9 protein-coding genes are annotated in these 12,677 nt (G+C 52.7%); 5 read left to right on the top strand and 4 right to left on the bottom strand.

The window, feature by feature from the left end:
• The first annotated feature begins 4 nt into the window (after positions 1 to 4).
• Entirely contained in the window at positions 5 to 556 is a 552-nt protein-coding gene (locus tag EG028_RS26095) for a hypothetical protein (RefSeq protein ID WP_120515939.1), read from the top strand.
• Positions 557 to 643: 87 nt separating this feature from the next.
• Here the strand turns inward: EG028_RS26095 and infC are convergent, their stop codons facing one another.
• Together infC and thrS are read right to left on the bottom strand one after the other, a co-directional pair.
• Positions 644 to 1,459, bottom strand: a complete 816-nt coding sequence (gene infC / locus EG028_RS27990) for a translation initiation factor IF-3 (RefSeq protein WP_120515940.1) — start codon at positions 1,457 to 1,459, stop codon at positions 644 to 646.
• A gap of 107 nt (positions 1,460 to 1,566) precedes the next feature.
• On the bottom strand, positions 1,567 to 3,510 hold the full coding sequence (thrS, locus tag EG028_RS26085) for a threonine--tRNA ligase (protein WP_120515941.1): 1,944 nt from the start codon (positions 3,508 to 3,510) through the stop codon (positions 1,567 to 1,569).
• 238 nt (positions 3,511 to 3,748) lie between these two features.
• Here thrS and EG028_RS26080 point away from each other — a divergent pair, with 238 nt between their 5' ends.
• The 4 genes from EG028_RS26080 to EG028_RS26065 all read left to right on the top strand — a co-directional run bounded on the left by EG028_RS26080 (position 3,749) and on the right by EG028_RS26065 (position 10,593).
• Entirely contained in the window at positions 3,749 to 5,083 is a 1,335-nt protein-coding gene (locus tag EG028_RS26080) for a Fic family protein (RefSeq protein ID WP_120515942.1), read from the top strand.
• 205 nt (positions 5,084 to 5,288) lie between these two features.
• Positions 5,289 to 6,032, top strand: coding sequence for a DeoR/GlpR family DNA-binding transcription regulator (locus EG028_RS26075; protein ID WP_120515943.1), 744 nt, complete (start codon positions 5,289 to 5,291; stop codon positions 6,030 to 6,032).
• Between the two features lie 124 nt (positions 6,033 to 6,156).
• Complete coding sequence (locus tag EG028_RS26070; RefSeq protein WP_120515944.1) at positions 6,157 to 9,240, top strand: SusC/RagA family TonB-linked outer membrane protein; 3,084 nt, start codon at positions 6,157 to 6,159, stop codon at positions 9,238 to 9,240.
• Positions 9,241 to 9,258: 18 nt separating this feature from the next.
• Positions 9,259 to 10,593, top strand: a complete 1,335-nt coding sequence (locus EG028_RS26065) for a RagB/SusD family nutrient uptake outer membrane protein (RefSeq protein ID WP_120515945.1) — start codon at positions 9,259 to 9,261, stop codon at positions 10,591 to 10,593.
• 73 nt (positions 10,594 to 10,666) lie between these two features.
• Here the strand turns inward: EG028_RS26065 and EG028_RS26060 are convergent, their stop codons facing one another.
• Both EG028_RS26060 and EG028_RS26055 read right to left on the bottom strand, forming a co-directional pair.
• Positions 10,667 to 11,521: a DUF6929 family protein gene (locus tag EG028_RS26060; RefSeq protein WP_120515946.1), complete on the bottom strand. Its 855-nt coding sequence runs from the start codon at positions 11,519 to 11,521 to the stop codon at positions 10,667 to 10,669.
• A 509-nt stretch (positions 11,522 to 12,030) separates the two neighbouring features.
• Entirely contained in the window at positions 12,031 to 12,618 is a 588-nt protein-coding gene (locus EG028_RS26055) for a hypothetical protein (RefSeq protein WP_120515947.1), read from the bottom strand.
• Positions 12,619 to 12,677 lie beyond the last annotated feature (59 nt).

Raw genomic sequence — 12,677 nt, 5'->3', positions numbered from 1 at the left:
GGATATGGATCTACGGTCTGAAATACTCCGCGAACATTCAAAAGAAAACACGGCAGCCATCGCCGCATGGGTGGGAAACGATCCTGTGCGCCTCGCGCGGCTCGCCGATCTTTTCCTGTACGACGAATACCGCGTGGTACAGCGTGCCGCCTGGATATTGAGCCAGGTAGCCGAAAAACACCCGGCGCTTATACAGCCTCATTTGGCGGCCATGGTGGACCGCATGGGCCATCCGGGCATACCGGTAGCTGTAAAGCGGAATGTGGTGCGTATACTGCGCGATATGCCCGTTCCTGAGGACTTGCAGGGGCCGGTGATGAACTTTTGTTTCCAGTTCCTGGAAGACCCGAAGGAGACCATTGCCGTGAAAGCCTTTTCCATGAAGGTGCTCGGCGACCTGGCGAAGATATACCCGGATATCAGGGGGGAGATCGTGATGCTGATAGAAGATCATCTGCGGGAAGGAGCCACGCCGGGCATCAGGAGCCGCGGGATGAGGACGCTGAAGGAACTGGGTGCGCTAAAGAGCGGCGGGAAACGCGCCCACGGGGATTAAAAATACAGGCTGATCATAAGGCACAAAAAAGCCCCGGCGATCGCCAGGGCTTTTTATTAGAATCTATTTCGAAATAACACTTAAAACTTAGTTGCTGCCGTTGTTGTCCGCGGGTTTGTCTTCCGGTGCGGGAGACGGTGCGGGTGTGGGCTGTTTGTGTTGCGGCGGCTTCGCGTATTTTATCTCGATGGGCCTGCGTACGGGAGCTGCCTGGGGCTGCTCGCTGGGTTGCGGGCGCGGCGCGGGGGCCTCACCTGCGGGACGTTCCGGACGTTCGGCGCGCTCCGGACGCTCCGGGCGTTCTTCCTTCGGTTCCTTGGGGCCCTGCGGTTTTTTCTTGGCCGATTTGGGCGCGAAGATCGCGATCATACGTTTACCTTCCATCAGCGGCATCCCTTCAAGGGCGCCTACTTCCGCGAGGCGTTCGGCGAATTTCAGGAGGATGAGCTCACCACGTTCCTTGAACATGATGGCGCGGCCTTTGAACTGCACGTATGTTTTTACCTTGTTGCCTTCTTTGAGGAATTTTTCGGCGTGTTTGGCTTTGAAATCAAAGTCGTGATCGTCTGTATTAGGCGTAAAACGGATTTCTTTCACCTCGCTCTTGTGAGCGTTGGCCTTCATTTCCTTTTCCTTCTTCTTTTTTTCGTAGAGGAATTTATTATAGTCGATGATGCGGCATACGGGGGGGACTGCATTGGGGGAGATTTCCACCAGGTCCAGCGCGAGGTCTTCCGCCATGCGCAATGCATCATCGGTTCTGTAAACGCCCGGCTCCACATTATCGCCCACCAGCCTCACTTCGGGTACACGGATCATACGGTTGGTACGATGTTCCTGCTGTTGTTCTCTTCTGAAATTGGGGTTTCTGCCCCGGAAATTTGGTCTTGGTCCTTGTTGCATTAAAATGTTGAATTGTTAGATAAAAATAATGGCGCTGACGGTGGACTGTTTATTTTAAACCGGCAAGCCATTGCAATGGTTAAAATTGTTTTATTAGAACAAACGGATCATTCAAAAGGTTTGCGATTGGTCACTTCTTCGCTCACGATGCCAGTGAATTCTTCGATACTCATCACGCCCAGGTCGCCTTTTGCCTGCCTGCGCACGGATACCTTTCCTTCCGCCTCTTCTTTTTCCCCTACCACCAGCATGTAGGGAATCTTCGCTAATTCCGCCTCTCTGATCTTCTTGCCGATCTTTTCGTTCCTGTCATCAATTTCAGCGCGAATTTCCGCTTTTTTTAGCAATTCTGCTACTTTTTCTGTATATGGCACGAACTTATCGCTGATCGGGAGGATTTTTACCTGTGTGGGAGTGAGCCACAGCGGGAACTTCCCGGCGCAATGTTCGATCAGTACAGCAATAAAACGCTCCAGGCTGCCGAAGGGCGCGCGGTGGATCATCACCGGCCGGTGCGGCTTATTGTCCGCCCCGATATATTCCAGCTCGAAACGCTCAGGCAGGTTGTAATCCACCTGGATGGTACCCAGCTGCCATTTGCGGCCCAGGGCATCCTTTACCATAAAATCCAGCTTGGGGCCGTAAAAAGCCGCTTCCCCGTATTCTATCACGGTGGTAAGGCCCTTTTCGGCAGCGGAATCGATGATGGCCTGCTCGGCTATCTTCCAGTTTTCCTCTGAACCGATGTATTTGCTGCGGTCTTCCTTATCTCTCAGCGAAATCTGTGCCGTGAAATCAGTAAAGCTCAGGCTGTTGAACACATACAGCACCAGGTCGATCACTTTTTCGAACTCTTCTTTTACCTGGTCCGGGCGGCAGAACAGGTGCGCATCGTCCTGGGTAAAGCCACGGACGCGGGTAAGCCCATGCAGCTCGCCGTGCTGCTCGTAGCGGTATACGGTGCCGAATTCCGCAAAACGGACCGGGAGGTCCTTGTAGGATTTCGGGGACGTTTTGTAGATCTCGCAGTGGTGGGGGCAGTTCATGGGTTTGAGCATGAACTCCTCTCCTTCTTCCGGCGTATGGATGGGCTGGAAGCTGTCTTTGCCGTATTTCTCGTAGTGGCCGCTGGTCACGTACAGCTGCTTGCTGCCGATGTGCGGGGTTACTACAGGGAGGTAACCGCTTTCAATCTGGGCTTTTTGCAGGAAATTCTGCAGGCGTTCGCGCAGCATGGCGCCTTTAGGCAGCCACAAAGGCAGGCCGAGGCCTACTTTTTCGGAGAAGGCGAACAGTTCCAGTTCCTTCCCCAGCTTGCGGTGGTCGCGTTTTTTGGCTTCCTCGATCAGGGTCAGGTACTCGTCCAGCTCTTTCTGGGAAGGGAAAGTGATACCATAGATGCGGGTGAGCATCTTATTGTTCTCATTGCCCTGCCAGTACGCGCCGGCGATGTTCGTGAGTTTTACCGCTTTTATAAAACCCGTGCTGGGGATGTGAGGCCCGCGGCAGAGGTCGGTAAAGTTGCCCTGTGTATAGAAGGTGATGGAGCCGTCTTCCAGTTTCTGAAGGAGGTCTATCTTGTAGGGATCGCCTTTTTCGGTGAAATATTTGATGGCGTCGGCTTTGGGAACCTCTTTGCGTACATACACGCTGTTCAGTTTGGCCAGTTCGCTCATTTTGGCTTCCAGCTTACGCAGCTCCTCGTCGGAGATGGCGCGGCCGTCCAGGTCCACATCGTAAAAGAAGCCGCCGTTTTCCAGCGGGGGGCCGTAGCCGAACTTCACTCCCGGGTACAGGGCTTCGAGCGCCTCTGCCATCAAGTGGGCGGAGGAATGCCACATGGTGGCTTTACCGTCTGCGTCCGTCCAGGTAAGAAGCTGGAGGGTGCCGTCGTGCGTGATGGCGCGGGTAGCGTCTATCACCTGTCCGTTAAGTTTTGCCGCTAATACTTTGCGGGCGAGGCCTTCGCTGATGGATTTAGCAATGTCCAGTGCTGTAATACCTTGCTCGTACTGCCTGACTGCGCCATCCGGGAATGTAATGTTGATCATAAATCCTGTTCGTAAATAAAATGCATGCGAAATTACGAAATTGATCGCACAATTGCCTGTATTTACGGATGATGAAATACGGTCATCTGACTGATATGGGGCGGCGGTGGTAAAAGAATCGGGAATTATCGCTTGCGGAATGGATTTGCAGTTCTAAAAATGGCCCCCGACCCGCCTGGAGATTGTTTATCACGTTTCTTCCAAATAACTCCTAATTTTGTATAAATTAGGAACAAATATGAAACGACCGGAACGTCCCCCGTATATTTCCAGCAAATACAACTACCGGAGCATCCTGGATGAGCTCAGGGAGAAAGGCCGTTTTCAGCATTTCCTGGACCTGAACGAAAACAAATATCCCTATTGGGACAAATGGAAATACGCCGCCAAAGATTGGGGCATGGATGAAAAACGCCTCTGGGCGGCGGTAAAATCCCTGCGGGTGAGTAACCAGCGGATACAGTTCTCCGCGCTGGAAGGATTTGTGTTCCAGGTAGGCACCCCTTCCATAGTACAGAACTACCTGCATGCCTTTGATCTTACACTGCCCGGCGCTTTACAGGGTGATGGCATCATATCGGACGAAGACAGGACCCGTTACCTCGCCAGTTCACTGATGGAGGAAGCAATTGCCTCCAGCCAGCTGGAAGGTTCCGTCACCACGCGGAAAGTAGCCAGGGAGATGCTGGAGAACAACCGGAAACCGAGAAATCTTTCAGAGCAGATGATCCTGAACAATTACGAGGCCATGAAATGGATACTGGCGAATAAAGACGCAGCCTTCACCCCTGCTTCCATCCGCGCGCTGCATGCCATCATTACCAGCCAGACCTTGCCGCAGCCCTCGGAAGAAGGAGCTTTCAGGAAAGATGACGAAGTGAACGTGGTGGACGTGCAGACCGGGCAAACCGTGTACACCCCTCCCCCACACGATCAGCTGGATCAGCTGGTGGCGGATCTTTGCCGGTTTGCCAACGATGAAGAAAAACATCCCTTTTTTATACACCCTATCCTGAAAGGGATATTCCTGCATTTTATGCTGGGATATATCCATCCTTTTTCGGACGGGAACGGGCGCACGGCGCGTACGGTGTTCTATTGGTACCTGGTGAAAAAGGGCTACTGGCTGATCGAATACATGCCGCTTTCACGCATTATCCTCGGCTCAAAGGCACAATACGCCAAAGCCTACCTGCATACGGAGGCCGACGAAAACGATCTTACTTATTTCCTCATCTACAACCTCAAATCCATTGCCACCGCGCTGGAAGACCTGAAAAAATACCTTGCGCGCAAAGCAGAAGAAAAGAAAAGCGCGCTGGTGCTGCTGCGGGAAACGTCCTTCAACGACCGGCAGATCCTCATTATCCGGGAGATCATCCAGGACCAGGATGTCTATTTCTCCGTACAACAGATCCAGAACCGGTACGGCGTAAGCAACCAGACCGCGCGCACGGATCTGATGGGGCTAATGGAGCAGGGATTGCTGGACATGCGGGCGCGGGGTAAGATGAACCAGTTTTTCCCGGTGAAGGATTTCCTGGTAAGGATCAAAAAAGAATTTAATCACTAATCTATCAAAATCACGATTGTGTAAATGCCTGATCCGCACCCCTCAGGGTTCGCCGGCGCATCCCGTAAACCAGGATTTCCCCGCCTATAAATGCAAAAACATGCATATATGATGCCGGATTATGCCTGTACTAGAACAGAATAATGCATTTATTTGCCGGAATCTGCATGTTTTTTCCTATATTCATTAGCATAATCCCTGCTATATGCTGAAGGAAGAAAGGCAAAACTTTATTCTTCACGAGATCAACGTCCACAACAAGGTGCTTACCACTTACCTCGTGGAAAAGCTTACCGTGTCCGAAGACACTATCCGCAGGGACCTCAACGAACTGGCGGAGGCCGGCAGGATCATCAAAGTACATGGCGGCGCACTTTCCAGGTCGTTCCACAATTCATCCCACACAGACATTTATTCACTCGCCGAAAAAAGGCTGATCGCACGCAAAGCCGTGAACCTGATACAGGACGGTATGTTCGTATTCAGCACCGGCGGCACCACTATCCTGGAAATGGCCAGGATACTCCCCGAGAACCTGCGCGCTACTTTCTTTACCGGTAGCCTGCCGGCGGCTTTTGAGTATGTAGCGCATCCGCATATAGACGTGATCATCATCGGCGACCGGCTCTCCAAAAACTCCAGGATCACCGTGGGCGGCGCGGCTATCGCGCAGATACGCCAGGTAAAGGCGGACCTTTGTTTCCTGGGCACCAATGCCATAGACATTCACGCCGGCCTTACGGACAACGACCTGGACGTGGTACAGATCAAAAAGGCGATGGTGGAATCTTCATCCAGGGTTATTTCCCTTTCAATTTCAGAAAAGATCAATACTTCCCAACGGCTCAAAGTTTGCGACGCAACGGATATAGATACACTCATTACGGAACTGGACCCAAACGATTTACTCCTGAAACCATACCGTGAAGCGGGCATGGAAGTACTCTGAGAAATGCTGTAAGATAAAAATGTGAACAATGAGAAAGCGGCTATAGCCCCGTCAACCGGCATGCCGTGCCCTACGCCCTGTAGGTGAAATACTATCTTTTTTACAACGCCAAAATTTATTCGTTATGACAAATCCACTAAAAAAGCAACATGGAAGATGGAAAACGTTTCCGCTGCTACTCCTGCTGCAACTGGTAGCCACGCTGGCCATGGCCCAGGTTCGTATCAGCGGGAAGGTGACGGCGGCGGACGGTTCGCCGGTACCGGGCATTTCGGTACAGCTTCGTAATACCACCACAGGCGCCAGTTCTGACGCAAACGGCCAGTATAATTTTACGGCCAACATCCAGCCGGGCAGCTATACGCTGGAGTTCACCGGTATCGGGTTCAAAACCGTCCATAAAGCTATAAGCGTAAGCGGCGCCGCCGCCTCTGCTGATGCCATCATGGAAGAGGACGTACTGAACATGGATGAGATCGTGGTGATCGGCTCCTCTCTCCGGCAATCCAGGAAACAGTTGGGCAACACGGTCAATTCCGTGAACGCCAAACAGCTGCTTAACACCGGCTCCGGCAACATTGGCGCGGCCCTGCAGGGCAAAGTGCCCGGCGCGCAGATCACGCAGACCTCCGGCGACCCCTCCGGCGGTATTTCCGTCAGGATGCGCGGCACCAGTACCATCAAAGGTTCTTCTGAGCCGTTGTACGTGATAGACGGTGTAATCGTCAGCAATGCCACTACAAATGTGAATAACCTGAACGTGAGCGCCGCCGCGGGCGTAGTGTCCAGTAATCCGCCCACAAACGAAGTGGGTACCAACCGCATGGCTGACATTAATCCTAACGATATTGAAAAAATAGACATCATACCGGGCGCATCCGCTTCCGCCATTTACGGCTCCAGGGCCAGCAACGGCGTGGTGCTCATCACCACGAAGTCAGGGAAGGCCGGGCGGCTCACGATAGATTTCAGTACGGGCATCATAATGAACCAGCTCCGTAAAAAGGTCTACATCTCCACCTACGGCAAACAGTTTGGCTCCGCAGCCCTACGCCTGGGCAATATCAGCGACGGACCGGGGAACATCATCACTTACACCCGGCCGGACGGGCAGGTCAGGAAACTGTCCACAGACCTGGTGGACGTGACCCGCTACGATTACCAGGACGATATCTTCCAGACCGGCCTCGGCACCGATAACTACATTTCGCTCGGTGGCGGTACGGAAAAAACGAAATATTTTTTCTCCGGCGGTTTTTATAAAAACGAAGGCATTATCCGCAATACGGATTTCAGGCGGTTCAATTTCAAAACGAGAATCGAACAGGTGATCAACGACTACATCACTGTGGCCGGCGGCGTAGCCTACACGAACAGCTTTTCCAACGAAAAGCCCAACGGCAACGTATTCTGGAGCCCGATCAATTCGGTAAACATCACGAACAATCTCTATAACATAGAGGAACGCGACGCAGCCGGCAACCTCAAAGGCGTGGAGCCCACCCGTGTAAACCCGCTGAGCGTGATAGAAGACATGGACCTTACCCAGGCCGTGAGCAGGACCATCAGCGACCTGCAAATAAAGATCAAACCAGTGAGAGGGCTCAGTATCGATTATATTCTCGGTATAGACAACTTCAGCCAGGAAGGCAGCAACCTGATCAAAAGATACCCTTACATCTCCGCGCAGGAAGGCCTGGGGTATGTATCCAGCGCGATGGTCAATTCTTTCCTGATCAACAACGATATCAATATTTCCTACAACGCACAGCTGGGAGATTTCTCCTCTCTTACCACGACGGGATTCAATCACCAATACCAGAAGATTACCGGCCTGGTCAACCAGGGCCGCGACCTGCTGAACGGTATCACTACAATCAATGGCGCCGCCACCAAGCTGGATCCGCAATACAGCTACGATCAGCGCCAGGTATTCGGTGGTTTTTTACAGCAGACCTTCGGTTATAAAAACATTGTTTTCCTGACCGCCGCCGGCCGTATAGACGGCAGCACCTCCTTCCCGGAGGATACACGGACCTATTTCTATCCCAAAGTGAGCGGCTCCTGGAACATCAGCGATATGGGTTTCTGGAAGGATATGGGTGGCAAATGGTTTAACTCCGCCCGCCTGAGAGCTTCGTGGGGCCTGGCGGGCAACCTCACCGGCATTGGCTCCTACGAACGGTTTTCCAACTACATCTCCGGCAGCCTGAACGGCGTGGCCACTTACAATATCAATACGGCCCTGGGCAATGCATTGGTAGAACCTGAAAGATCCAGCGAATTCGAATTCGGGACGGACCTTTCCTTCCTGAACAACCGGCTGGGCATCCTATTTACGGTGTACAACAAAAAGATCGTGGGCAATTCCCTGCTGGTAGACCGTGTGCTGGCGCCGTCCTCAGGCGGCAGCACACGCGTAGAAAACGTGGGTGATCTCACCAATAAAGGATGGGAACTGGGCATCAACGCCATGCCGGTGAACACTAAAAACTTCTCCTGGAATGTAGGCGGCTCGCTGAGCAGGAACAAAAACCTGGTAACGGCTTCCAGCCAGGTGACGCCCATTTCGCTCGCTAATGCCGCAGGATCGGGCTCCGTTATCCTGGCGGGTGAGTCCGTAGGTGTTTTTTACGGCAACTATTTTGAACGCGACGGCAAAGGAACCATGGCGCTGGATGCCGAAGGGCGGCCCATCGCGGCGATCAACGCACAGAAGGTACTGCTGCGTAAAGTGATCGGCAACCCGAACCCGGATTGGATTTTAAGCTTCAACAGCCTGCTGACGTATAAAAAACTCAGCTTCAGTTTCCTGTTCGACGGCGCTTTGGGGCAAGACGTATTTAATGCGGACAGAAGGACCCGCCAGGGTGTAGGCATCGGCGATTATTCCGAAAGGGAGATCAAAGGGGAACTGCCCAGGGGATATATCTTCTCAGTATACAACACGGAAGAATGGCGGATCGAAGACGCCTCGTATGTGAAACTCCGCGAAGTGTCGCTTTCTTATGAGCTGCCTGCTTTCGCAAAGTTCATCCGCACGTCGTCCGTATCACTGGTGGGCCGCAACCTGGTAAGTTTTGACAACTACGACGGCTTCGATCCTGAAACGAACGCAGGCGGCAACAGCTCCGTGCTGAGAGGCATCGACTTCGGGAACGTACCGATTCCCAGGACTTTCCAGTTCACCTTCAGGGCCAGTTTCTAATCTCAAAAAGCTAACATCATGAAAAATCAAAGGATAAAACGAACCGCTTTAATGCTGCTGCTGGCAGGCCTCTTCCCGGTTGTGTCGTGCAATAAAGAGTATATCAACCCCAGCGCGGCTTCCGTACCCAGTGTAACGACCAGTCCGGATGCATTAATGACGCTCTGCGCCGGGCTTCAACGGCGCTTTACGATCGGGCGCCAGAGCCCCCTGTATTGCGCGCCCATTGGCGGCGCCTATAGTGTGTATGCATTATATACGCTGAACATTGGTAATACCACCGAAAAGGAACTGGAAACCGGCAAAGGCGCCATTACGCTGAACAACTCCGTGGTCACGCAAATGTGGACGCAATGCCTCCTCACCCGTGTGGAAGCGGAGACGGTACTCGACAACCTGAATGTTGCCGCGGACGCCGGCGATAAAGTAGGCCTGAAAGCATACGCCAGCATCTTTTACGCGCTGAGCATGGGCACCCTGGTACAATTCTACGAGCAGATACCGCTGGTAACGGAAGACAACGCCGCATTCAGCCCGCGTGCCGAGGCGCTGAAAAAGGCCATTGCCCTGCTGGAAGCCGTTGATGCGGACCTTACCACCACCGCCCCCAGCACAAAGTTCCTGGGTAAGGTACCTCCGGGCATCGATGTAAAAAATACAGTAAAAGCCCTACTGGCCAGGTATTACAACATCCAAAGCATGATCACCGGCACCTACGACCCGGCCATTGGCAATAAGGCCATCGCATCCGCCGCCGCCGCCAGCAGGCTGATCAAATCGGAGTTCCGCTTTTCAACCGCCACCACCAACCCGCTGGGCGAATGGAACTTTACCGTGAATGTGTTCGGCGCTATCGATTCCACGCTGGGCCTGCGCAACGGGCTTGCCCCGGTACCCGCCGCCACCGATCCGCGCGTGGGATTTTATATCAGCCGCACCGGCCCCACCACCTACCCGCTGAAAGCCTTTGCGCTGAATACCACGGCCAATTACCCGGTGTACCTGCCTGGTGAAATGGACCTGATCGCCGCTGAAAACTACGCGCGCCAGAACATGTTCCCACAGGCCAAAACCGCACTGGACATTGTACGCACGAAAACGACCGACATCTACGGTATCGGCGCCGCACAGCCGGCATACAGCGGGGCTATGACACAGCCGGCGCTGCTCACGGACATCTATAAACAAAGAAGGCTGGAATTATTCCTCTGCGGCCAGGAGCTGGAAGACAGCCGCCGTTTTGGCCGCCCCGGGCCTAACCAGCCGGGCGAAGAAAGGAACCGCAATTTTTATCCGTATCCGCTGATAGAAAGGGATAACAACCCCGTGACACCGCCGGACCCGGCGATTTGATGAAGGGGTCTTATGACATTCAAAAGGGCTGGCGTGAGAACGTCAGCCTTTTTGTTTTATGCGGTTTGTGATATTAAAACAACAACCGGAAAAGATGGCTGCCGCCATCATCGTTGTCCGCCACAAGCGTGATCTCGAGTGCGTCTTTTAATTCCCGCAGGCAGATGGATTCGATCTTCTGGCCTTTGAAAACGGGATGAACTTTTTCGAGAGGGAACCATTCGTCAGGGCCTACCCTTGGTTGTCGCAAGGCTTTGGTGGCGTTTTTGATGATGCCGATGCGGCTCTCTCCTATTTTTCCATCGTCGTAGGTGCTGGCGGTTTCTTCGGTGGAGGTGGTAAAATAGAGCCAGTCTTTCCCCGGGAGCCATGCGAGGCCTGAGATGCCGGAGAAGTTGGGTTCTTTGGGTAGGATCAGCTGGCAGGTGCGGGTTTGTACCTCCTTCTGCCAGATTTCCTGGGTATCGCAGAGGATGAGGATGTTCTCAGGTTTCCCGAGGTGGCCGCGGTTGCCGATGAGGAGTTTCTCTCCTATCTCCGTGGCGGCTTCTATGTTCAGGTCGGTGCCCCGGCTGATTTGCTGGTAGAAGCTGCTGAGGTCTTTTGTTTCGATCTTTTGTGTATCCGGGTAAAAGAGCAGGGCGGCATTTCGGTATGGGGCGAGGGAGCCGGAGCCGAGGGCTAATAATGCTGTTCTGCCATTTGTGGTGATGGTGCTGAGGCTTTCCCAGTCGTGTTTTGTTGGTTTTGGAAGGCGCTTTTGGGTGGTGTCTCCAGGAAGAGGGATTTGGTTTGCGGGGGTAAGGTCGGCGTTTAGGAGGAATAGTTGAGTGGCATCATCGCCGATGATGTAATAGTGGGCCTGGTGGAAAGTGAGGCCACTTGCGGAGGGGATGCCGGGGAAATGTTGATGGTGGGTGAGGCGCATGATCTGTAAAAATAAATTTTACCACATTATTCTCTAAGAAAAGTTTTTGGATATCGCCGTAGTAGCTGGTATTTCTTGCAGATCATTGCTTCAATTTAACTGAATTTGCGGGAGAAAAATGAAATGCGGGAAGTTCTCCGAATTGCGGAGATTTTGTACATTGTTTGCAAGCTAATCAGCATGATTGAATTTCTAACAACTTACAGCGCCTGGGTTTACTGGAGCTGGGCCGGAATCTTTGCGTCCACTTCATTCTGAACTACCTGATCTATGACAGGATCGAAAAAGAAGAGTTCCGTGGCCTCACCGGATTGGCCGGAAAGTCCCACATGCCAGCATACCTCCTCTCCGCCTTTACCCTGAAGTGGCCGGCGGATTATGAGGAGCACGAACGCAACAGCACGCGGAAAATGATGCGTGCCAGCAATAAAATAAGCCTGCTGTTTATCGCTTATACCATACTTTGTTTTTTTACCTGGTATGTACGTATGGCCGCTGATACACAGCCATTACCTGAACTTCTCTTCACACGCCGCGAACAATTCCTTCACCCTGTTATCTTCCGCAGAAGCCAGGTGCGAACCGGTGAACTCAAGCAGTTCTCCTTTGGATGCGATATAAAAATACACGTTGTAATCGCTCTCCAGTTTTTTCGGGAGTTTGTCGAGCGGAACAGCAGAAAGCCCTTCCAGCCCGGTGTACGAGATGTGGCCCAGCCTGTATAGTTTCCCGATATCGAACCCGGAATAATCTCTTCCCGTTCCTTTGGTGAGATCGTAAAAATAAGCGTTAGTGCCGTTGATCACCAGCACACTGGCGGTAGTGGCGCTTCTCTCCGCAATAAATACGATGTTGGGGCTCATATGCGTGTAAATAGCCCGCAGGCTGTCGAACTGGGCGTTGAACCGCTTCAGGTCATACTTCCCGAAAGAAGGGTATTTTTTGCCGAGATTTATATCGGCGGGCGGAGCGGTTTTCTTGCGTACTGTGGGGCTCGGTTCGTAGTTCATGGGCATTCCGCTGCCATGGTCTGAGCAGGCGCTTGCCAGGATGGTCAATGCAAGGCAAAGGCTGCCCAGGAGGTTCGTATTAATCATATGGTGGGATTAAAAAAAATAGTTTCCTTATTCGTTATTCTGCATTCTGTACGTTAAAA

It is taken from the genome of Chitinophaga barathri, from assembly GCF_003807585.1.
GTDB lineage: Bacteria > Bacteroidota > Bacteroidia > Chitinophagales > Chitinophagaceae > Chitinophaga > Chitinophaga barathri.
This window is presented reverse-complemented; position numbering and strand designations above follow the sequence as displayed.